The sequence below is a fragment of the Gaetbulibacter saemankumensis DSM 17032 genome, assembly GCF_000425645.1.
GTDB classification, from domain to species: Bacteria; Bacteroidota; Bacteroidia; order Flavobacteriales; family Flavobacteriaceae; genus Gaetbulibacter; species Gaetbulibacter saemankumensis.
Map to the genome: position 1 here is coordinate 135,251 of NZ_AUDV01000008.1, position 25,971 is coordinate 161,221.

General features: G+C 35.6%; 14 protein-coding genes. All 14 read right to left on the bottom strand.

Translation table 11 applies throughout. The annotated features are described in order from the left end of the window. Position 1: 1 nt before the first annotated feature. Complete coding sequence (locus tag H611_RS0106410) at positions 2 to 1,687, bottom strand: sulfatase family protein (RefSeq protein WP_169515984.1); 1,686 nt, start codon at positions 1,685 to 1,687, stop codon at positions 2 to 4. 22 nt (positions 1,688 to 1,709) lie between these two features. Continuing rightward, the gene (locus H611_RS0106415; RefSeq protein ID WP_027137580.1) at positions 1,710 to 3,548 is read right to left on the bottom strand and encodes a family 43 glycosylhydrolase; all 1,839 of its coding nucleotides are present in this window, start codon (positions 3,546 to 3,548) and stop codon (positions 1,710 to 1,712) included. After that, positions 3,549 to 5,249, bottom strand: a complete 1,701-nt coding sequence (locus H611_RS0106420) for a sulfatase family protein (RefSeq protein WP_051238747.1) — start codon at positions 5,247 to 5,249, stop codon at positions 3,549 to 3,551. It lies immediately after the preceding gene. Further along, positions 5,246 to 6,133, bottom strand: a complete 888-nt coding sequence (locus H611_RS0106425) for an alpha/beta hydrolase (RefSeq protein WP_027137582.1) — start codon at positions 6,131 to 6,133, stop codon at positions 5,246 to 5,248. Before H611_RS0106425 ends, H611_RS0106420 begins: the two co-directional genes overlap by 4 nt. Beyond that, positions 6,134 to 8,752, bottom strand: coding sequence for a glycoside hydrolase family 2 (locus tag H611_RS0106430; RefSeq protein ID WP_051238748.1), 2,619 nt, complete (start codon positions 8,750 to 8,752; stop codon positions 6,134 to 6,136). Further along, positions 8,745 to 10,979 (bottom strand): glycoside hydrolase family 3 N-terminal domain-containing protein, encoded by a 2,235-nt coding sequence (locus H611_RS0106435; RefSeq protein ID WP_027137584.1) that lies wholly within the window; start codon positions 10,977 to 10,979, stop codon positions 8,745 to 8,747. Before H611_RS0106435 ends, H611_RS0106430 begins: the two co-directional genes overlap by 8 nt. 213 nt (positions 10,980 to 11,192) lie before the next feature. Next, a complete protein-coding gene (gene bglX / locus H611_RS0106440) occupies positions 11,193 to 13,511 on the bottom strand; it encodes a beta-glucosidase BglX (protein WP_027137585.1) in 2,319 nt (772 codons plus the stop codon). After that, positions 13,508 to 14,308 carry a carboxylesterase family protein gene (locus H611_RS0106445; protein ID WP_027137586.1) on the bottom strand — a complete coding sequence of 267 codons (801 nt, stop codon included), beginning with the start codon at positions 14,306 to 14,308 and terminating at the stop codon, positions 13,508 to 13,510. Before H611_RS0106445 ends, bglX begins: the two co-directional genes overlap by 4 nt. Positions 14,309 to 14,331: 23 nt before the next feature. Next, entirely contained in the window at positions 14,332 to 15,690 is a 1,359-nt protein-coding gene (locus H611_RS0106450) for a glucoamylase family protein (RefSeq protein ID WP_027137587.1), read from the bottom strand. A 9-nt stretch (positions 15,691 to 15,699) separates the two neighbouring features. Beyond that, complete coding sequence (locus tag H611_RS0106455) at positions 15,700 to 17,067, bottom strand: glucoamylase family protein (protein ID WP_245574777.1); 1,368 nt, start codon at positions 17,065 to 17,067, stop codon at positions 15,700 to 15,702. Positions 17,068 to 17,200: 133 nt separating this feature from the next. Next, positions 17,201 to 18,277 carry a LamG domain-containing protein gene (locus tag H611_RS0106460; protein WP_027137589.1) on the bottom strand — a complete coding sequence of 359 codons (1,077 nt, stop codon included), beginning with the start codon at positions 18,275 to 18,277 and terminating at the stop codon, positions 17,201 to 17,203. A 20-nt stretch (positions 18,278 to 18,297) separates the two neighbouring features. Then, positions 18,298 to 19,842 (bottom strand): RagB/SusD family nutrient uptake outer membrane protein, encoded by a 1,545-nt coding sequence (locus H611_RS0106465; protein ID WP_027137590.1) that lies wholly within the window; start codon positions 19,840 to 19,842, stop codon positions 18,298 to 18,300. A gap of 15 nt (positions 19,843 to 19,857) precedes the next feature. Beyond that, positions 19,858 to 22,875, bottom strand: a complete 3,018-nt coding sequence (locus H611_RS0106470; protein WP_027137591.1) for a SusC/RagA family TonB-linked outer membrane protein — start codon at positions 22,873 to 22,875, stop codon at positions 19,858 to 19,860. Between the two features lie 224 nt (positions 22,876 to 23,099). Then, positions 23,100 to 25,904, bottom strand: a complete 2,805-nt coding sequence (locus tag H611_RS0106475) for a helix-turn-helix and ligand-binding sensor domain-containing protein (protein ID WP_027137592.1) — start codon at positions 25,902 to 25,904, stop codon at positions 23,100 to 23,102. Between the last annotated feature and the right edge of the window lie 67 nt (positions 25,905 to 25,971).

Here is a 25,971-nt window from a genome sequence, read left to right on the forward strand (position 1 = left end):
ATTAAAATGTTTTTTCTATAATATCACTTGTCTTATACCCTATTTTATGTGCCATAACAAACAGGATTTTACCTGTCTGAATTTTAATAGGCTCGACGTAAATCTCCCAATTATTAGTTAATGTTTCTTCACTATCTGCCCACTGATAACCTATATTTGCTCCTTTGATTAAAGACATTAACTGGATTTTTTCATTAACTACTTGAACCTTTGGATCTTCTGTTTTTGGTTGATTACCATCAGGCCAAATTGTTTCCAGATAATCTTTTTCCAAGAGTTTACCTTTATCATTAGTGTCTTTAATCCATTGGTCTAATTCGGCATGCATTGTTTGAATTTGCTCCTGATATTCTGGTTTATTAGCCAAATTATGAATCTCATCAGGATCGTTTACCAAATCGAAAAACTCAATAGAATCTTTCGTTTTCCGAAACCATTGTTTTTGAATGTCATTCAAACTATCCTTATCACGCAAACGTAAAAGTTCTCTCATAATTGGCATGGTCTCTCGATACTTAACCGGTAAATAGTACGCTTGATTTAAATTATAGTATTTAATAAGCTTGAAGTTCTTATTAAACACCGCACGTATCTTATCGGTTTCATTATCAAATCTATCAGCAGCTGCAAAAAGATATTGCCGCTCATCAGCGTTGGCATGCTTACCTAACCAAGCTTTACCATCAACTTTTTCAGGTAATTCAATACCTAATAGCGACATCACGGTTGGTTTCAAGTCGATAAAACTAAGTAATTGATCATCAATCTGCCCTGCAAATTGTTTATTAGGAAACCTTACTATCATAGGGACATGAATTCCTGATTGATAAACCGTTCGCTTTTGTCTTGGCAACGGTCCGCCATGATCTGTATACCAAAAAATGATGGTGTTTTCCAATTCTCCGGTTTGTTCTAATTCCTTTAGAATTTCACCTACACGATTATCCATTTCAATAATGTTGGAATAATTACGCCTTATATCCTGTAAAGCTATTGGCGTATTAGGTAAGTATGGTGGCACTGGAACATTCAAATTCTCATCAACCAATAAACTATCTTTAGCTTTTCGCCAAATCATGGATTCATGAGTATTATCTAAATTGAAAATAGCATAAAACGGTTGCCCCGGTTTTCTATTTTTATAATGCGCCTGAAAACTACTCTCATCCCAAGCAGCTATTTCACAGCGAAACTGATAATCTTCTTTAGGGTTATTTGAACAATAATAACCATGCTTTCTTAGATAAGTGCTCAACATATGCACGTTAGTCTCGGGTAACGCTTCATAAGCTAATCTTCCGTGCTTCGCATAATTTTCTAATGCCCTATCGGTGGTTGAAAATCTAAACCAAGGTCCGGTACGCATATGCTGCGCACCGATTCTTGTTGGATACGTACCTGTGGCTATAGCGGCTCTACTTGGAGCACAAACTCCTGATGGTGAATAAAAATTTGTATAAACAATCCCCTCTTCAGCCAGTCGACTAATATTGGGTGTAACTACAGTAGAATCACCATAAGTTGGAATATAGGGACTTAAATCTTCCGCTACAATCCATAATATATTTGGTTTATCGGGAAGCTCTAATTTTGAATAATCGATAGCAGAACTACTATTCTCTAATTTTGCTTCAGACCTACAACTAAAAACAAATACTAAAATAAGTGCTCCATAAATTCGAATCAAATAATACATATTATGTTATCATTTATTCCACAAAAATAATTTCACTTTTCTCCGAAATACCATTTTCATTAAACGATTCCACTTGCATATAATAAGACTGGTCTGTGGTAAGTGCACGTAACTCATAATTTGGTTCGTCGTACATCAGTGCTGATAAATTAAGTTTATCTTTTTCTATACCCCAGTAAATTACATAGCCCTGAGCTTTGTCATCGTTATCCCAGGTTAAATCGGCATTTCTTCTATCTTTTTGTCTCACGACTTTAAAATTAGCAGGACTATCTGGAACAGCTTCATACCCATTTCCAAAAACTCTAAATTCTGAAATGGCTAAATATTTATTGGTACAATAGACATGATTATATCTAACGTATCGGGCATCAACCGATTCATACAACTCTATATAACCATGAGGCATATCTCGAGTATTCTTAGAATAATCTGCGATGGTTTTCCAGTTTTCACCATCTACAGAAACCTCTATTGTAAACTGCTGTTTCAAATGATCTGGCCTTCCATAAATATCACTATTAAAATCCTGGAAATTAATCTGAATAGCTTTTACATTCATTTTCTTTTCCAGATCCATAGTTACATCTATCGTATCATCATTCACCGCCGATACCCAGTAAGACCGAATTTCTTCATCGTTAATTTTATCAATTCCAAAATCGGTAATTTGGTCTAACATATATCCCTTTTCACTTTCATCTACAACGTTAATGTCCTTTTCAACCAAAGGTGAATTTGTAGTAACTAGTTTATTATAAGATAAGAGCATCCAACCGGTAAACCGTTCTTTGTGTAAATCTACTTCGGTATCTGGTAAGTAATGTGGATAATCACCATAAGCAGTATTTACATACATTTGTCCGTTTTCTTCAAAGCCCGCAGGATACATACCTATACGTCGTTCAAACTTAAAGTTTACAGAAATTGCCATAGTTGAATAATGCCAGTAATTACCATGATTGTCTTTCACCGTACTACCATGACCCGATCCTTTCAGGAAACCACCTGGTTTATACGAAATCGGGTTATAAGGGGCATACTCAAATGGTCCTAATGGACTCTTACTCGTGTAAACACCATCGGCATAAACATTCCATTGTGTCCCTGGGGCACCGTATTCCAAATAATAGGTGTCACCGTGTTTCATCATCCAAGGACCTTCAATATATGGATCTAGATCGGATTTATGATCTTGCCCAAAACGCTCCCACCCATTTTTTTCCGGCTCCAAATTGAATAAATCAACTTGTTCTCCAATGGGCACGTAATAATTATCAGGATCTAATTCGACACCATGTATAGGCCAGCGATTAGAAGACTCTTCATATAAATAAACTCGATTATCATCATTTACAAAAATATCTGGGTCCTGAATACCTCCCGGAGGATTTAAAACGGCATAATTAGTCTGCCAATCACCGAGTTCAGGATTATCTGTTTCTAATATAGGTCCTCTACCGGAAGGATCACCATAGACTAAAACTTTACCATTTCTTACAGCCGCTGCGGGAGCATTACACCCTGAAAAATACCAGGACTGTGGTTTAATAAATTTCCAGTTTAACATATCGTCTGAAGCCCAATAACCATGAGATCGTGTAACAAACATGTAATACCGGCCATTAAAATTTATAACGGCCGGATCGGCTCCCGAACGGTAAGACACCTTATTCTTCGCTCGATAATGCGACATATATGAATAATCAATATCTATTGGATTGCAATAGGTCGTGAAGTTTCTTTTAGAGGTTTTTGTATTTAAAACAGTACTTTCCAAATTATCATTTTTCTTTGCATTATCGCAAGACAACCCCAATAATAAGACCCCTAAAATTATATATATTTTCATTTATTTACTATTTTGGTTTAATTGCGTATCCGTGTCTGTAACAGGATCATATGAAGTGCCATAGCCTCGCAATCGTTCAAACATTTTATAAGCATTTTCAACGCGTTTTTTTGGAGCACGCTCCGATTCGTCGTTAGTAACCTGATACTGCTCCTTTAATTCCAAAAGTTTGGCTTTCAACTCCGCTTCAATAGTATCGTACTCTGGATTATCTATTTGGTTATGAATTTCATCTGGGTCTTCCTCTAAATCATATAATTCCCAGGTATCAATATCATCATAAAAATGCATTAATTTATAACGCTTAGTGCGCACACCGTAATGCTTTTTCACCATATGAAATGCCGGATAATCGTAATAGTGATAATAAACAGCATCTCTAAAATCCTCATCGCTTATGGTTCCCTCTAACAAAGGACGCAGCGATTTTCCTTGCATATCCTCAGGAATTTCAACCCCAGCATAATCCAAAAAGGTTTCTGCAAAATCTAAATTTTGAGTTAAGGCTGTAATTTCACCTCCTGGTTTTATAGCTCCAGGATATTTCATAACCATTGGCATAGCTAAAGATTCTTCATACATATAACGTTTATCAAACCAACCTTTTTCTCCTAGATAAAACCCTTGATCAGTGGTGTAGATGACAATCGTATTTTCTGCCAGACCACTTTCTTCTAAATAATTAAGAAGGCGTCCTACTCCCTCATCAACCGATGCGATTGTAGCCAAGTAATCCTGTAAATAACGCTGCCCTTTCCATTCCGCCAACGCTCTACCTGATAAATTCATATCATGAAAGGCATCATTTTTAGGTTGATAAGCCGCATCCCATGTTGCACGTTGTTCAGCTGACATTCTATCGAAATCGGAAGTCCATGGATTATGTGCCAGTTCATTACTTCCCTTTTCCTTAGTCATTTTCAGATCATGACCTTCGTACATATCCTGATAAATGGTCATTAATTGCGACTCGGAGGCTAAAGACCCTTTATGATCTGTAAAATAGGTTTCAGGTAGCGGAAACTTAACATCATCAAATTTATTTACATGTCGTAAGGCTGGCATCCAGTTTCTATGCGGTGCTTTATGATGTAACATAACCATAAATGGCTTTCCGCTTTCTCCTTGTTCTTTTATATATGCCAATCCTTCGTCTGTAATAATATCGGTAGCATATCCTGAAATTCGGGTCGTATCAACTTTTTTAGTCGTTTCATTTACCGAAATAAAATCTGGATTGTAATAATTACCCTGATCGGTTAAAATATTCCAGTAATCAAAGCCTTGTGGTAAACCATGCAAATGCCATTTTCCAATAACCGCGGTATTATAACCTGCCTTTTGTAATAATTTAGGAAAAGTTTGTTGCCCGGCATCGAACACATCACCATTCATACGAAAACCATTTTCATGACTAAATTTCCCTGTTAATACCACAGCCCGACTCGGTCCACAAATGGAGTTAGTACAAAAGTTATTTCTGAATATGACCCCTTCATCGGCAATTCTATCAATGTTAGGTGTAGGCGCTAATTTACTCACCGGATGCCCGTAGGCACTGATAGCTTGTTCTGCATGATCATCCGCCATGATATATACAATATTTGGGCGTTTAATCTCACTAACTTCCTTTTCTGCCACTTTCTGTTTGCAAGATTGAAACACAACCGCCATACAAACCAGATAATTTAATAATCTCATGGTATTTTTGTTTTTATAATTTTAGTTTGAATGATTTCTTTTTTAATAATCGTTTTTTCAAAAAATTGAAATATTACATCCAAATCCTGAAAAGGAATTGCAGATATTTCATGCCGCGCTCCTTTTACAATATTGAAATAATAAGAGGTTTCTAAACCGTCGAGTTTCTCGGCAATAATTTTTGATCCATCAAGTAGGAGATAACCAGGCATGTCCACACTACATTGGTGGTGAGGCTCAGATTCAAAAGGCACCAAATTGTCTTCGGTACCATGATATAATACAGCTGGTATCACATTCCGTGCGGTTATATATTCAGCATTTACAACAGCTCCGGCCGCTGTAAAAATTCCCGCAAATTTTACATCTTGATACTTCTCTAAATCGTCGATAAAATATTCCCGCATAAATACGGCGTTTAATGTTGCTTCTGCCCCGGCACTACTTCCTCCTGCTATGATATAATCGGTATCAATATGTAACTTTTTCGAATGATTTACTAAATAAGCAGCTGCATCTAAATAGTCTATCGCCGCCTGTTTAAAAGTTTCCATCTTATCTTCTTTGGGACAATTACAACCAAAACCGCTTTCGGTGTCCTTTCGTAACAAACGATATGAAATAGAAACACCTATATAACCATTCTTCGCTGCATATTTGCACAAGGCCGCATCGTCTCTATAATCTCTGGACCCTCCCGAAAAACCACCGCCATGCATCCAAAGCAACACAGGAAGTTTTTGATTCTTTTTTATCTTTCTTGGGGTATAAACATCTAATTTAAGTGTATCTATTCCCTTAACAGCATAAGTATATGTCGCTTTTTTTTGAGCTGATACAATTACAAACAGCAAAAGAAAAAATAAGCATGTTAGTCTTTTCATTTAATCTATTTTCTCTATTAAAACACCACTTAATACAGGCTTACCTTCAACAGATTTTAAATACACATTTAAACCGTCTCCATTTTGAACGGTTATTGTTGAGGACAACTCAACACCATACTTCTCAGGATATTGCTCAGCTAAATTAAACTGATCTTCTACGAGAATAGAATTCAGGTATACATTAAAAACACGTTGTTTTTTTAAAATTGTTTCATCATCACCTTTCGATAAATTATAAATATTCTCGGTAGATTTAATTTGAGGTTCCACAAAATACAAATGCACTCTATATTGTCCGTTAGGCAAGTCTACTTTATACTTAGTGCACCCCTCCAACATGGTTTGAAACAAAGGCTCTGAATTGGAATTCCTAATATTATGGGGAATACCTTGATGATTATTCGGATTCAATTTAAACATTTCTCCGTCCATATAACCAAACCATCCTTTTATATACGGCTGATCCGGAACAAACGTAATATTCCGCTCTTCATCTGAAAAATTAAAATGAGACCCCACATTAATACCCAAACGATTAAACTGTTTGAAATCTAAAGCAGAAATTTTATTTACCTCAACTATCTTTTCATCAGATACGTTACCGGATATCACTTTAATGGTGTTCTTCCCATTTTTAAATGGCACATTCATGCTTGCAAAGCCATTTTCGAAGCTTAACTCCTGTAGCTTATTATTATTCAAATAAACGTCCCCTTTTGGCTGATTCGAATATAGTTGTACAGGGTAAGTGCTTTCATCTATTAAAGTCAATCCGGACAAATGGGTTGTTGCCACATGTACGAATGGATGTTTCTTATCTAAAACCGATTTGTACCAATAGTAAATGTCTTTTGGCGTACGATCATATTGTACCAACCCTTTTTGATTCACATACGGAATAGCATCGCCACGAAACTCAGAACCGAAGTCTGAAAAATTCCAGGCCGTCATTCCTGTCATGTAAGGTCTATCGGTAATTTGTTTGTAATACGACTGATGCAATTTCGCCTGGTAATCAGTGGAAAAATCAAATTTCTTTGGTGTTTTCGTATAGATGCGAACATCAGCTCCAGGACCATATTCTGAAAGCAACAAGGAACGATTCGGATACTTTGACTGTTGCTCATCAAGAAAGATACCTAAATCTTCAATCCCCTTATCATACCATCCAAAATATAAATTCCACCCTAAAACCATCGGCAAATTGGCGATACCTGTTTCGTTATAAATATCGTTTAAATGACAAGCCATGACCGTAAGATGGTTTGGCGCTAATGTTCTTGTAAGTGTCTCTAATTGATTAGCTAAATCCATCGTGGTTACTTTTAAATCTTCTTTCACTTCTGCAGTTGATTTGTTATCAAAAGCTAATCTCAAAAAGATTTCATTCATATAACCAAACATTACCACCGACGGATAATTATAATACTGTTTAATATGCTCTTTCTGCATATTTATACTAACATCGAAAAAGGTTTTAGAATTAGTAACCTTATTCACTATAGGGATTTCGGTCCAAACAATAATTCCAAGTTTATCACAGAGATCATATAATTCACGACGATGCGGATAATGAGCAAATCGAATCACGTTGGCGCCCATATTTTTTATGATTTCGATATCTTTTTTCTGAATATCTAAGGGCACCGCATTACCATAATCTTTATAATCCTGATGACGGTTCACTCCAATTAACTTGATCGGTTCTCCGTTTAAATAGAATCCTTTTTCAGAATCTAATGACGCCCATCTGAATCCAATATTCGCCGACTTAACTTCTAACAAATTACCATGAACATCTGTAAATTCAATTTTAAGTTTGTACAAATAAGGACTGTCTGGCGACCATAAATGTGGATCGTAAATAAGTGGTAATTTAATTACAAACTCATTCGATGTATCGGAGAATAATTTTAATTCCTCCTTTCGGGATTTTACCAGATTTCCTTCTGCGTCAAATAAGTTTAACTTCAAATTTGTACTAACATCAATAGAATCTACATTATTCAAAATGGCTGCTACCTCAACACCTGCTTTTTCTTTGGATACATCATAATAGTTTACGTAAAAACCATCTGAAGCATAATCAGAAACATCGAAATGCTGTTTGGGTAAAGTCAACAATTCTACATCACGATATATACCTCCATAAAAAGTAAAATCGGCATCAAGTGGTGGAATATCTAAATTATGAGAATTATCAACTGTAACCTCTATGAGGTTAAATTCATTAAAATTTATGTAAGAAGTAATATCGAAATTAAACGCTGTATAGCCTCCCTTATGATTTCCAACTTCCTTTCCGTTAACAAAAACCGTCGCCTCCTGATTAACGGCATTAAATTTTAAATAATGAATTTTATTGTTTTCTTCGGAAGCAATAAATAGTTGTTTTCTGTAATAACCCAACCCTCTGCGGTATCCAGGTGTATCATCAAAAGCATCTTTTAAATTCCATGTATGTGGAATATTTACCGTTTGCCATGACGTTTTATCTTCGGAATATTGCCAACCGGAATTAATTATTTTGTGCTGAGCATTTAAGTCCAACCCCCATATACTCAACACAAAACAGATAACTAAATTCCAGTTCAATATGTTTTTAAACTTAATCATTTACTAATTCGAAACTGTTAGTGAATTTAAAATCAGAACTTGGCTCGATAGCAATTTCAAACGTACCTGGTTCCACACCATAAATCATTTCGCTATTATAGAATTTTAAATCCTCAGCGGAAATGGTAAAACTCACCGTTTTACTTTCTCCCTTTTTCAGAAAAACCTTTTCAAAACCTTTAAGTTCTTTTACTGGTCGTGTTACACTTCCAACAACATCGTGAACATACAACTGAGCAATCTCATACCCATCCATATCACCAGTATTTGTAATAGTAACCGAAGCTTTTAACGCTTCATTAAAAGTCAATTTATCTGAAGATAATTTAAAGTCTGAGTACTCAAAAGACGTATAACTTAAACCATGACCAAACACAAATAATGGTGAATTTGGAGCATCGATATAATTACTTTTATAGTCTTCTTTAGGATTTGTTTCAGGAATTGGTCTTCCCGTATTTTTCATGTTATAATAAATAGGTACCTGCCCCACATTTCTAGGGAATGTTACCGTAAGTTTTCCTGATGGATTGTATGCTCCAAACAACACGTCGGCGGTTCCGGCACCTCCCATAGTTCCAGGAAACCAAATCTCTAAAATAGCATCTACCAAATCAACTTCGTTCGATAAGTTTAATGGTCGCCCATTCATTAATACCAAAGTGATGTTCTTATCTGGATTCGCCTCTCTTATCTTTTTAATTAATTTAGGTTGAATCCCTGGAATTCTGATATTAGTTCTTGAAGCTGCTTCACCACTCATGTGATGCCCTTCTCCCATGACTAAAACGATAGCATCGGCTTGTTTAGATATTTCAATAGCCTCTTCGAAACCAGATTCATCGTCTTTTAAAATTTCACAGCCTTTAGCGTATAAAATCTGATCGGCTTTTAAATATTCCGAAATGCCTTCAAAAACACTCACTGCTTTACCTTTACGATCACCCTTCGCTGCCCAGTTTCCAATAATATCATAATGATCTTTCACTAAAGGCCCTATAAACGCGACAGATTTTGCATTTTTTGAAAGCGGCAGGGCACTGTTTTTATTTTGAAGTAACACTGAAGAGGAGGCGGCGGCCTCACGAGCCTTAGCCAAGAATTCTGGTTTGTATTTAGTTGTATCTTCTCTATCTTGATCGATGTATCTATAAGGATCTTCAAACAAGCCTAATTTAAATTTTGCCAACAGGATTCTTCGGCAAGCATCTTCAACAATGGCTTGATCGACTTTACCTTCTTCAATTAATTCTTTTAAATACAATCTATACACACTCCCCATCATATCCATATCTACACCAGCATTCATACCAATACGAGCTGCATCTTTTCCATCGGCTGCATAGCCATGAGGAATCATTTCGTTTATAGAAGTATAATCGGAAACTACAAACCCGTTATAACCCCATTCATCCTGTAAAATATCACGAAGGGTGAATTTATTTCCTGAAGTTGGCACTCCATTTAGTTCATTAAATGCAGACATAAACGTTTCGACACCCGCATCAATAGTTGCTTTAAATGGTGGCAGATAAACATTTCTCAGCTCCCCTTCACTCATATTCGTGGTGTGATAATCCCGCCCCGCCTGAGCAGCTCCATAAGCCACAAAATGTTTGGCACAGGCCAAAATGGTATTAAACTTTGATAAATCGTCTCCCTGAAAGCCCTTTACATAAGCCTTACCAATTTCACTACCTAAAAACACATCTTCACCTGGTCCTTCGGAAATACGTCCCCAACGTGGATCACGAGAGATATCTACCATAGGGGCAAACGTCCAGTGAATCCCTTCCGCTGATGCTTCTTCGGCAGCTATTCTAGAAGTATCTTCAATCAATTTTAAATCCCAACTAGCAGCCAATCCCAAATTTATTGGAAATATCGTGCGGTGACCGTGAATGACATCATATCCAAATAACAGCGGAATACCCAAACGTGACTCTTCAACAGCCGCTTTTTGTAAATCGCGTGTTCCTTCAACGGTAAAGGCATTTAACATAGCCCCCATATGGCCTTCACGGATATACTTCATATTATCTGTTCCAACATAGGGTCCGGTCTGGTCCCACTCACCACTGTACATAACAGTTTGGCCAATCTTCTCTTCCAAGGTCATTTTTGCCATTAAAGCCTCAACTTGAGCTTCATAATCCTGTGCCAAACCAGTATATCCAAGCAAACAGGATATCCCGAGTAATAAATTGCTTTTAAGTGTTAATCTCATTAATTTTTAAATATTTAATTAAAATAAAAGGTTATTAAGCAGTTTATTCAAATGGTTTCACTCAAAATTCAGTTTATTCTATACCTTAAAAAAAGGCATACCTCCCCTATATTACAATCATACTTCAATGGATTACTCCATAAAAATGAAAATTCGAGGCGGCTAGTTTGTAACTCTGCCTCAATAAAATTGAGGCAGATTATTATATAATTATTACTTTATTAATTCGAAAGACGCCATAAGACTAGCGTTAGAATCTGTACCTACGTACACTTCAAACTCACCTGGCTCTGCAACAAAGTTTAATTCTGAATTGTAGAATTTTAAATCTTCTTCAGATATCGTGAATAAAACGGTTTTGGTTTCACCTTTTGTAAGTGCTATTTTATTAAAATTCTTTAATTCACGAACAGGTCTGGTAACCGTACCCACTAAATCACGAATATATAATTGAACAACTTCTTTACCATCATAATCACCTGAATTGGTAACATCGACTGTCACTTCTATAGAACCATTTTCACTCAGGGTATTACTACTTAGTTTTAAGTTGCTATATTCAAAAGTAGAATAACTTAATCCATACCCAAATGGATAAAGTGGTTCATTTCTTACATCCAGATAGTTACTTCTAAATTTCTCGAACTTACCTTCTTTATTTCCTAAAGGTCTACCCGTATTTTTATGGTTATAGAAAATTGGCACCTGCCCTACATTCATAGGCCATGTAGCCGTTAATTTACCAGAAGGATTAACATCACCAAACAACACATCTGAAATGGCTAAACCAGCTTCACTTCCAGGGAACCATACATTTAATATCGCTGGTACATTTTCATTTTCTTCAACAATGGCTAATGGTCTTCCCGTAAATAACACTAACACTACTGGCTTTCCTGTTTTTAATAAGGCATTCAATAAATCTTTCTGCACTTGTGGAATTTGGAGTGACGTTACACTACTACTCTCTCCACTTAATTCGGCTGGTTCCCCTAAGGCAGCAACAATAACATCAGATTTTGCCGCTACTTGTAGCGCTTCGTTTAATAATTGTTTATCTGTTCTTCCATCTCTGGGAATAGCTTTTCCGAACATGGTAATACGCTGTTCAAACTCTAAATCATAATCAACGTTACTTCCTTTTGCGTATAATACTTTTGCTTTATCCCCAACTACTGTCTTTAATCCATCTAACAATGGATTCGATTTATCTTGTTTCGTAGCGACACTCCAAGTACCGGCCATATTAACTGCTGTATTCGCCAAGGGTCCGATTAATCCAATTGTACCTTCTTTTTTAAGAGGTAATAAATTATTATCATTTTTTAATAATACCATTGACTCTGCACCCACTTTACGAGCATAAGCACGGTGTTCATCTGAAAACACTTCTTTAGCAGGTCGCTCTAAATCGCAATATTTATAAGGATCATCAAATAAGCCTAATTCATATTTAGCGGTTAATAGTCTTCTAACCGCAGTATCTAAGGCCTCCATAGTTACTTTACCTTCCTCTATAGACTTAGCCAGGGTTGTTAAAAAACCTTCACCAACCATATCCATATCGACACCTGCATTTAATGCTAAAGCAGAAACCTGTTGCAAGTCGCCCATACCATGGTCTACCATTTCATTAATCCCTGTATAATCGGTAACAACAAAGCCATCAAAACCCCAGTCGTCTCTTAATAATTCCGTTAATAACCATTTGTTTCCTGTTGAAGGCACTCCATGAATTTCGTTAAATGCCGCCATTACCGAACGTACTCCGGCATCTACTGCGGCTTTATATGGAGGTAAATATTCGTTATACATTCGAATATCACTCATATCAACCGTATTATAATCTCTACCTGCTTCTGGTGCGCCATATAATGCCATGTGCTTAACACAAGCCAAAATGGTATTGTTGGCTGTTAAATCGTCTCCTTGGTATCCTTTTACCATAGCCGCAGCAATGAGGCTTCCTAAATAAGGATCTTCACCCGAACCTTCAGAAACACGACCCCATCTCGGATCACGTGAGATATCAACCATTGGTGAGAACGTCCAGTTAATACCATCGGCAGAAGCTTCCTGAGCAGCTATCTGAGCTGTTTTTTGAATCATCTCCATATCCCAAGAACTGGATAAACCTAATGGAATTGGAAATGTTGATTCATAACCATGTATAACATCCATACCAAAAAGTAAAGGAATTTTTAAACGACTTTCTTCGACAGCAACACGCTGTACATCCCTAATTTTTTTAACTGTTTTTATATTGAATAAACCGCCTACTTTACCTTCAGCGATTTTTTCAGCGATATTTGAACTTTTAGCTTGTCCTGTAGTAATATCCCCCGATGATGGTAAGTTTAACTGTCCTATTTTTTCTTCTAGAGTCATCAAGTTTAATATAGAATCAACTTGTTTAGCGTAAGGGTTACTAGAAGTGGTCGTTGCCGCATTGTTATGAGTCGTATTGCAAGCCACCATAAATAGGGAAGCACCCGCCAATAATGCGATTTTGGTTTTAATTAATGTATTCATATTTCATCTTTAGTTTTAGAAAATATCCACGGCAATAACTGAGGCTCGGCAAAAGCTGAATCCCAACTATTATGATTATCGTCTGCGTACAAATTAAAATTTGGTTTTCCGCCATTTTTAATAATAGCGCTCACCATATTAATAGATAACTGAGGATCTACCACGTCGTCTTTAGCGCCATGAAAAATCCACATATCTGTTGTCGTTGCGTAGTTTGCTGCTAATTCAGGATTTCCTCCGCCACAAATTGCAAAAGCCGCAGCGAACGTATCAGGTTTTCTGGATAATAACTCAAAAGTACCCATACCGCCCATGGACAGTCCTCCTAAATAAATCTTCCCTTTATTTACGTAAGACTCACTCATTTGGTAGTCTAACAAACTTATAACTAATTGCATAGCTTTAGTTGGTGAAGCATTAAATGGAAATTCCAGTGAAAAGGGTTTCGTATTTCTATTAACGGTAACGTTAGACCAATAGCTATCTTGCGGACATTGTGGAAAAATAACAATCGCAGGGAAAGCTCCACGGTTAATCTCATTAGTAAATAACCTGCTTCCATGCGTTAATTGCTTCTCATTATCGCTACCGCGTTCTCCAGAACCATGCAAAAAAATCAATAAAGAGTATTCCTTATCTTCAGAAAAATCTTTTGGCAACAACATTCTGTATTTTAAAGTATCAGATCCGTTTACGAAGATTTCTTTTGAGTACAGTTCTTTTTGCTGAGCAAAAACCGACTGTGCCATAATCATAGTCACGAAACAAATTATTCCAATCCTTAAATGTGTTACCATTATCCTTTTTATTATTATTTTAATTAATAGTTAAATCCTAGCTTATTTAAACCATTTTTAACATCCTCATTTTGCATAAACAAATTCCAAATTAATCCTGTTCTGTAATTTTCAATCATAATTATTTGAGGGCCTTGGTCTATAGCTAAATAAGCATCGGCTACCCAAAAATTATACTGTGGACTAAAGGCATCATAAAACCCAGCGACCCCTAACATTTGCTTTTTCTTTTGATACAAATAATGCATCACATCTAAGGATTCTGCAGGCGTATATGGAATAGAACTAATGGCTGCTGTGGGTGAAATAACCCCACTATCATTCACAGGACTATGCGCTGAATACCCAATAGACCCATCAGAATTTCTTGAATAACTAGCGGTTAAGCCCCAACAATCTTTACCATAATCGGTATAGTTCTTCGGATTTTCTATGCAATATTGCCTATTAATTTTAGTATGATTTACGGCCAATTCCCAGTAATTGGCATACTGATCATTTAAATTTTTCGGATTTAACCCTAAAAAAGAATAATGACTAAAAAATAAGGGACCTCCATATCTCGATCCATCAGCATGATTAAGAATTAATGGCAATCCATATTGAAAATCTGATGACTTAATAGCTCCATTATTTGCCCAGCCCTGCGTATAAACTTCCTTTTGAATAGTATAATCTGGTGATGCCGCACCAAGGATATAGGCAATCATAGTTTCATTATAACCTTGTAACTTGAGATTCATTTCAAAGTCGTAATTAGGACTCCAATGCCAATACAGCACATTTTGATTTTGAGTATACCAATTCCATTCCACTCCTTTCCAAAGTGCGTCCGCCAGACTTGCTAAATCCTGTTCTTCGCTTGTACCATTTTTAAAATATTCTTTTATACAAATAAGTCCTTGTGCTACAAAGGCTGTTTCTACAAGATCGCCACCATCATCTTTAGGACTAAAAGGTATGACATTACCAGAACCACCATCAATCCAATGAGACCATGCCCCATGAAACCTGTCGGCATTGTTTAAAAAGTTAAGAATTTTATTCAGCCGTGCTATACCTTCAGATTTTGTTATATACCCTCTTTCAATGGCAACTATAATGGCCATCAAACCAAAACCAGTACCTCCAGCAGTGACTACATTTTTATTAAGTTCTGGATTTCTAGGGTGATACCTTTCTTTAGCTGCTCCCGACTCGGTATTAGCATAATCCCAAAAATATTTAAAGGTTTCTTGTTGTGTTAAATCCATCATTTCCTCATCGGTAAGAGGTTCTATAATCTCCGGTTCAGGAATATATGGCGGTTGATAACCAGGGCCATCGGAACTACAAGAAATCATTACAAACAAAACTAAAACACCCAAACTTATTCTATACATCAATCTCCATTAGTTATTTTGTTCAACAATAAATCCTAACTTATCTAAACCTCGCAAGACATCCTTATTTTCCATAAATAAATCCCATAACAATCCAGATCTGTAGTTTTCAATCATGACCGGAATTGGTCCTTGATCTATTGCTAAATAATTTGGTGTGTACCAATTATGTTCAAAGCTAAAGGCATCATATGGTCCGTATTTACCTATAAGCGAATCATGATTTTTATATAAATTTCGAAGCATCTTCATACTCTCTTTTGGTGTATACGGGAACGATGACAATGCTGCTGTTGGCGAAATTACTCCATGATCGTCACCAGGGCGATGTCCTACGTACCCTTTCACGGAATAACTAGATGTGAGTCCCCACATATCGTCACCATATCCTTTAAATTTCAACGGATTTTCTTTGGCATATTCATAATGAATAAGCGCATGATTCTTTACTAATTCCCAATAATCTGCATATTGATCGGATAAACCTTTTGGATTTAACCCTACATAAGAATAATGCGCCCAGAATAATGGCCCGATAAGATCGTCACTATGCTCAAAATAGTTTAGAACCAATGGTTTATTATATAAAGAATCCTTAGATACAATGGCGCCATTTCTGGCCCATCCTTTTTCATAAACGGACTTACTTATTGAATGCGTAGGTGATGCCGCAGCTAAAATGTACATAATTAAACATTCGTTATAACCACCCACGGGAAAGTTCATTTCCCATTTGTAGTTTGGCGACCAATGCCAATATAAAACATCTTCTCCCCCCTTAGTATACCAGTCCCACTCTACTTCATGCCATAGTTTATCGATTTTAGTAACTAATGCTCGTTCTTGCGCATTCCCCGATTTAAAATACTCACGAACCGCAAGCATACCTTCAATTAAAAAGGCTGTTTCTACTAAATCGCCACCATTATCTTTTTTACTAAATGGCACAACTTTACCTGTTTCACCATTTAACCAGTGAGGCCAGGCACCATGAAATCTATCTGCCGTTTCAAGAAAATCGACCATTTTAGTAAATCGATTAACCGCCTGTTCGCGTGAAATAAATCCGCGCTCAATACCAACTAATATTGCCATAAAGCCAAAACCGCTTCCTCCGGTAGTTACTGTATTTTTTGGCGAGGTAGGATATACATCATCTGTATGATAACGCTCTCTTGCCAGACCTGAGTTAGGTTCAGCTCCATCCCAGAAATAATTAAATGTCTGGAACTGAATGGTATCTAATAATTGATTATCCGTATATTCGACAAGTATATTGCCTTTAGTTTTAGTTTGCTTATCTTTTTTACTGTTACAAGCTAAGAAAGCGAAGCTCAAACTAAAAAAGATAACATATTTCATATGATATTTTGTCATTTTAAAGACATTAATAAAGTTAACTACACTAACAATAAGTGTAGTTAACTTCTAATTAAACAAACAACTCTTAAAGAAAAACTAACCAAACTTTAAACCTAAGAGTGCATGAGTAAAGTTTTTTATTTTGCTCTTATTCCATTATAGCTTTTACTTCTCCTTCGGATAATGCTTTGCTGTAAATTCGTAAATCGTCCAGATTACTTAAGTCTGAAGCATGTCCCCATCCTCCAAATCTTGGTTCACCAGACATAATGGAAACAATATCGCAACCAGTCCAGTCAACGCCATCAAAATCTCCTTGACTTACAACTTCTCCATTAATATAAACTACACATTCCGTGCTTGAAATGGTAAATGCTAAATGTACCCATTCATTTTTATTAGGATCAATATCGGCAGCTGCTCCTCCATCAAACCAAGTATCTGCTGTTCCATTTCCAACATTTAATTTAACCCGTTGCATACCTCCTGCATTTTCTCTAAAAAATCTAAATCCACTATTTCTATTGTTTTGCGCTGAAGGATTACCATCATCCGGAGGACCAATTACTAAAATACCACCACGGTCAGGGTCGGCATTAACTTTATACCACATGGTAGCACTAAACTCTTCACCAATTAACCCATCCGTAGGAAATGTTAAATAAGAATCTGCAGCTCCTTTATAACTGGTGCCAACTTTACCATCTCCAAACCCAGGTTCACCAACCACAGTTGGGTCTGTTTCACTAACGAGTTCTGTATATAAACCAAATTCAAATGGCATATAGAATAATTCGCCATCATATTTTGTTAAATACTTGTTCGATACATTAAATGATAATGTTTCTGTAGTCGTTTTACCCGAGGCATCTTTAGCTGTAAGTGTCATTTCATGATCTCCAAGTCCTAAAGATTCATAAAATTCACTTCCTAAATAAATTCTGTAATCTAAAAAATCTGATTGATCATGAATTGTTTCACCGTCAAGCACAACACTTACATTATCAATCCTGATATCGTCCTCTACCCTGAATTTTATATCCAGATCTACTTCTGTATCTGTAAACGGGATGTTTAAATCGCCTGAAGGAAATGTTAAAGATACTGTTGGTGCCGAAAGATCATCTCCTGGCGGTACATAAGTAATAGGGTCTATACCCTCATTACAACCTACAATCGCAAGTAACATACATGATCCTGCTATATATTTAAAGATATTTTTCATACTTTCTTAATTAGTTTATATTATTCGTCATTTCCAGATGGTAATGGCAGTGCATCTTGTTGTGCTTGCGGATAAGGCAATAAAGCTTTGTCTGCCGTAAAGGTTCTGCCATCATAACTTAACTCATCATACTTCTGCAATCTAATCATGTCCCAATATCTAATCCCCCATTCCATAGCAAATTCTGCAAACTTTTCATCCATTACCTGATCTGCTGTTACACCAGAAATTGGTAATAATCCAGCACGTTGTCTTACTTCATTAACAGCCTGATCGGCTGTCATTGCTGAGCTGTTTGCCCCTCTCGTTAAAGCCTCCGCATGCATTAATAATATCTCAGCATATCTGATACAGATATTATTTTTACCTGCACCATATTCATTTCTACTTTCTGTTAACTGAATGGAAGGTAAATAATGTTTACCACTTGCAAATAAAGCTCTGGAATAATCATTTATTCTGTCGCCATCCCTAGTGGTGTTATTAACGAATGCCGGTAAATTTGAATAATTTGAATCCTCCTGAAGTTCTGCAATACCTCGGTCGGTAAATAATACACTAGTTTCTAAACGTATGGTTTCACCTCTATCTAACATAAATTTGATAAACTTCATACTTGGTTCAAAAAAGCCCCATCCACTTTCTGCATTTTCTCTGGCCGGTGTCCAGTTTTGTGAACCAAATGGAGCGTATAAATGATAGAACGTATCTCCTGTACTATTACCATAATCGGAATACTGCATTTCAAGTAAGTTTTCATTACTTAATTCTCCAGGCTTTTTAAATGCCTGATAAAAATCAGGATATAAACCAAACTTACCAGAAGCAATAATAGCTCCAGTGGCATCTGCCACGCCTTGATAATTCTTTAGCTCTAAATTCGCCATAGCTTTTATTGCCAAAGCCGTGTATCGAGTGACACCACCTTCTACATCTATTCGCTCATTAGGTCTTACATTTGGCAACATGGGGATAGCCTCGTCCATAAGATCTGAAATATATTGCATCACTCCATCTTTTGTAGCTACACCGTTTGCAATGTCATCATCTGGAATGGTTGTATTAATAATGAAAATATCTCCAAAGGTTCTTGATAAATTTAAATGAAACCACCCTCTTAACACTTTTGTTTCCGCAATATACTGATCAGCTTTAGCTACATCAGATCCAGTAGCGAATTCTTTAAAATTTTCAATTAAAGAAGCGGCATTATTTACGCCTATAATATCCTGATAATGGCCATTCCACAACGCGTTATACATCCAATAATTATCATCGTAAATGAACATATCAGTATCTGCAAACGGTTGTTGGTCTCCTAAACCACCTGCATTAACATCATCTCCTCTTACTTTTAACAATAATAATTCTTCCCAACCTCTGGTGTAAAATTGTTGGTAAGCCCCCACAAGAGGTTGAATCATATTTTCTGTTTGAGTAAAATCGTAATCACCGGTATTAAGTTGTCCTTCTCGTAAATCTAACTTATCATGGCAAGCCAGAAAACTAAACATTACAATAAGCGAGTAAACACCTATATGCATATAATATTTTAAATTTTTCATATTCAATGTCTTTTTTTAAAGTTTAATATTCACCCCAAACGTGTATACTCCTGGAATCGGGTAGGTTTGTCTATCAACGCCATCTGGTACTTCCGGATTAAACCCGTTGTAATTAAAGAAAGTTAAAGGTCTGTCGGCCGTTAGAGTAAATCTCATTTCCGGAAATTTGTCACCTAAAACCTTTTGATCCTTAAGGGTGTAACCTAACTGAATATTCTGAATTCTAAAGAATCCGCCATCTTCAACCCAGAAGTTACTTAAACGTTGGTTCCAACCTTTTCTAAGTCCTGCAGAAGAAGGGTAAGAATTAGAAGTGCCTTCTCCATGCCATCTATTAATAGCTAAATCGGCATCCATATTGGTATCATTGGTAAAAATGATTTCACCTCGTTTTCTGTTTAGGATTTTATTTCCAGTTTGCCCGTAAAAACTAAGAGCAAAATCAAATGCTTTGTAATTAATACCTATGTTTCCACCATACATAAACTTAGGAATGTAAGACCCTAAAACTTTTCGATCGCTAGCATCTATAATCCCATCATTATTCAAATCCTTAAATTTAAGATCTCCAGGCACCAAATTGTTAGCAACAGCTATCGGATCAGCAGCAATTTCAGCGGCATTCTGATAAACGCCTACCGTTTCATATCCAAAGAACGCTTTTATCGGCTGCCCAACAATAGAACGTTGTAAAAACTCTGCAGATCCAGCATCAATATAGCCTCTCGGATCGTCAACACTTCGAGTTGTATTCTTTAATGTTGTTAAGTTTGTACCAACAGAATAGCTGAAATTTTCATTTACAGTATTATTCCAATTTAAACCAATTTCAAGACCTTGGTTTCTAATCACTGCGGCATTTCTATCTACATTTCTATTTAAAATAGGTACAAAAACCGGTATAATCGCATTTTTGGTATCCCGAATATAATAATCGGCTTCTAAAGAGAATCTGTTATCAAACATTTCTAAATTGACACCAAAGTTATTTTCTTCAATAACTTCCCAGGTATTATTAGTAAAGGTACTTGATGAGATAATTCCAGGCGTTTGGACATCACCTAAAGGAATTGATATTACATCAATCGTATTAGAACCTGCACTGGCCGCAACATTATCATTACCTAATTTACCCCAACTTGCTCTAAGCTTTAAGAAGTTAATTGCATCGACGTCGTCCATGAAATTCTCCTTAGAAATTACCCAACCAGCACCTATTGAAGGAAAATACCCCCAGGGGTCTAAAGTGAATTTCGATGAACCATCGGCTCGTATAGTGGCGTAGAACAAATATTTATCAGCATAATTATAAGCAGCTCTTGAAAAATATGATATCCCATATAACCTTCCACCTATATCACCCGCTCCTGCCAGTCTAATAGAACTTTCCTCTGCAAAGTTTAAATACCATGAAGTTTCTAAATCAATACCGGAAATATTATTACCTATAACATTTGTTTCGTGATTCGCCTCGTCTCTATAAGAAGTACCAGCCATCACTGTTAAATTATGATCACCAAAAGAATCGGTATAAGTTAACACATTATCCCATATTTGATTTGAAAAGAACTTTTGGTTTTGTTGGATGCTTGAAATTTGTTGAACATTATTACCTAAGGTGTATGGTAATCTTACGAAACGTTCATCCAAGGCAGAAAAATCATGATTATAAGTGGTTTTAAAATTCAACTTTTCTGGAATGAAATCCAACTCAAAATACACGCTACTTAATAACTTTCTAATTTTCAATTGATTATCACTATAATTCATGACAGGAAATGGATTCTGAGCACCTCGATACCCTAATATCTGAGCATTAGAATATCTAACAGGTAAGGCTTCTGTATTTAACTCATCGATTACCGGCATGATAGGTACAGCAAAATAGGCTTGAAACCAAGCAGCGTTTTCAGCATTATATTTAGTAGCATTACTAAAAACACTGTTTACACCCATCTTAAGGTTTTTAGTTAATCTAATATCTACTTTAGAACGTATATTAAAACGTTCATATTCATTTTTCATATCAAGAATACCCTGCTGCTCGAAATAGTTAATCCCTAAAGCATAAGATGCATTCTCTGACCCTCCAGTGGCCCCAACACTATGACTTTGCATAAATCCTGGTCGCAGTATCTCGTCATACCAATCTGTATTCACCGCAGGAACATTCGGGTTCATTTCACTTCTACCAAAACGCTGCATGGCATTTAAAATATTGTTTATATCCGTCTGCGAACCTGACTCATAAGCCATAGTAGTAAACTGCTCGGCATTAGCCAATTTCACAATATTATGCGCTATTTGCACCCCGGTATAGCCATTATACTCTATAACTGGTTTCTTTTCTGTTCTACCAGATTTCGTTTTTATAATAACCACACCATTCGCTGCTCTTACACCGTAAATTGCAGAAGATGATGCATCTTTAAGCACTGTTAAAGATTCAATATCTTTTGAATCTAAAAAGTCAATATTATTATAGAACATGCCATCTACTACAAATAAAGGTGTTGTATTTGCTCCATACGAGCCCAAACCTCTTAATCGTACGGTTGGAGAATCACCGGGAGAACCAGAACTTACTACCTGAACACCCGCTACTTTACCTTGTAAAGACTGCATAGGGTTGGCTGCTGGTGTTTTTTCAATTTGCTCAGGCTTTATAGTTACAATAGAACCTGTAAGATCGGCCTTTCTCTGTGTACCATAACCCACTAAAACTACTTCTTCTAAAGTAGCAACATCTTCCTCTAAAGATACATTAATAGTTGTTTGATCCTGAACCTCAATTTTTACGGTTTTATATCCCAAAGCGCTAAATTCTAGTACTTCACCTTTACTTACCAAAATACTGTAGTTACCGTCAAAGTCGCTACTAACTCCACGAGTTGTTTCCGATACGATGACATTTACTCCAGGAATTGGTATATTATCTCCGGCATCCACAATGGTACCACTAACTGTGATATCTTGCGCAAAAACATGTGCGGAAATAAGAAAAATTAAGAAAAACGTTAGTCTTGTTTTCATATATAAATATTTAGATTGTTAGCTAGACTAAAATAGCGAGTATATGAAAGACATTCAAAAAATGGAACGCACATAAAATACGTCATTCCATAAAAAACATACAAAAAGCCTTATTGACGTATATTTATCAGGTAAATAACATTTGAAAATGAAGCGTTTCGAAAAGAAATGACGTAGTTATGACGTAGCATAAGCACGTTGATTTTAACACTAATGACGTATCATTATTTAAAATTTCGTAAAAAATCGCCCAGAGATTGATCATTTTCTAAATCTAGTTTCTTTTTTAAGCGATAACGGTGAGTTTCCAAGCCTCGAATAGAAATATTCATTAAAGGGGCGATTTCTTTGGATAGCAAATTCATTTTAATATAGGCACAAATTTTTAAATCCTTATGAGTTAGTTTTGGAAATTGTGACTTTAGCTGTTTGAAAAATTCCTCATGCACCTGATTAAAATTATATTCGAACAATTCCCATTCATCTTCATGCCCAATCGAGTCATCAATTCTTTTAATAAGCTTTCTATATACCATCGCACTTTGAAAACTGGATTTATTTTTAACTATATCGCTCTTAATATCCAGTAATGATTCATTCTTCTTAACCAATGCCATGGCTGTATTAGCCAATTGCTTGCTTTTCAAGGTAACTTCGTTCTTCAGTGATTTATTTTTAACCTGCACAAGCTTCTTTTCATTTTCTATAGCCTTTTCCTTTAACAAGGCTTCCTGCTCCTTAATAAATTTTTGATGAAGTATATTTTGCTCCTTTTCAATCTTTTTCTTGTGAAGTATATACGATATGACAAATACAAATATCAGTAAGACTAAATAAAACAACCCATCTTTATACCAAGGCGGTAAAATAGTAAAACTCAGTACTTTTTCCTGTGATACATCTCCTGAAATATTACCAGCTCGAAAATGTATTTTATAATTTCCATTACTCAAACGAGATAACTCTAACTTTTCGTTGTCTAAACGAATCCAGTGTAAATCTTTGGAATCACTTGATAAAGCATATTCAAAATAATGTGTATTATTATAATTAGGAGAAGACACTGAAACGCTTATCGCTTTATTAAAAGGAAGTTCGTAATCTTCTTTTGTTATATCCAGTAATTCACCATTGACATTAATTTTTTCTATAACTGGTGTTTTCAGTGAATCGTTCTCCTTTTTATTTGTTTGATTAATTAACATAAAACCATTATACAAATTTAGCGCATATATGGAATCGTTAATTTGAGAGACCCTTTCTTCATCTACAACTAATCGTTTTTGATATAATTTACTTGCTATATTTAATTTAGTAGTTCCGCCTTCAATAGAAAGAAAGGTTATATCATCATTTTTATTTTTTGTTGCTAATAATTCCGTGTTTGTCTCTGAAATTATATAAGTGTCTTTACCTAAGGTTTTATTTAAAAGATTGTTAGGGACAATGCTATCTAAAAGCGGCACATACATCTGCCATCCATCATTAGTTTTAAAGCATATATCGTTTTTTAAGTTATATAATTTCACATTATAGTTAGACGCCAAACCTTTTTCAGCATAATCTTTAATATCAATTATTTTACTATAATCTGCATTAAAGGTAACCCTAAACACACCTTTATATGCGTGGGCAACCCAAGCGGTATTATTATCTTCAAATACCATATATTTTACAGGAATGGTTGTTCCTTGCACATGCGTAACTTTCCATTCTCCGTTAAAATATTCGTATTTAATTAAACCAGCATAACTTCCCTGAATGTAAATGTTGGGAGATTCAGGCACTTTTTCAATTACCCACCCACCAGTATAATTAGATATTTTTTTTAATTTATAATTATCAACTACATAGGTCCCATCATTATGACCACAAAACAATTGACCATGTACAATTTTCAAATCCCAAATCTGACCTTGAGAATTAGCAATAAACTTTAATTTATTGTCCTTTTTATTTAAATAAAAGAGCCCCGTGTTACTACACACATATATTTCATCATTATAACTAATAACGTCATAAACAGCTCCCAAATCACCCGAATTATCCGTATAAAACAAGTGATTATTGTTTAAATCAATTAGGGTAACACCATTATCGAGTCCAACCCAAAGTTTATTATAATCGGCATCACATAAACTTAAAACCGTACTATTCTGTAAACCATCCTCATTATCGATATCAAATAACACATTTCCCAATAAATCCGTTATATAAACACCATTTTTAATGGTACCAAAAACCATTCTATCGTTTCTCAATTTCAATACACGATTAAGCTGATGATTTTTTACCAACTCATTTATTTTAGTATTCCAAGGTTTTAATTTCCCCCTTTTATAGAGAAAACACCCATCTAATGCTGTTGAAATTAGAAAACTATCATGTAATTGAGTCACAGCAACAATGCGCTTGTTAGCTAATTGATTGGTGTTGCGTAACGCTACCAAATTTTGGTTTCGTAAAACAAATACACCATGTCTTAGCGTAGCAATATAAAGTTCATCATTTATAACATTACACGATATAATAGATGATTGCGGCTTAATTTTAATAATCTCCTTGTTATCTAATATATACAGGTTCGAAAATGACCTGAAGAAAATAGTATCGTTAATGTTCAATATCTGCCAGAATTCTTCGTCTTTAGAAGTAATATCTTCATCATAATGGCTTAAAGATGTATAAAGTAATTCTCCTTTCTTTGATTTTTTCCAATATCCAAATTCTTCATAAGACCCTGTATAAATAAGACTATCTTTGGCTAACACAGAACGAATAGTTGTTTTATTCGGTAATTGATGAAACCCCCATTTCATCCCATCGAACTCCAACAGTCCCTTGTCATTTGCCACATAAACTTTCCCATTATCAGCATAGGATATATCCCAATTCTGATTACCACCATTAAATTGTGTTGAAGAATAATTCTGAAAATATGGTGAGAATTGAGCAATTGTTACTTGTGATAATATTAACGCAAGAAACAATACGATACTGGTCTTTAAATTTTCATTTATTGTAACCATAACTAAAGGGATTTATACAAATCTAAGCAATTTAATAAATTAGACTAAACCTTAATTTATTATATCC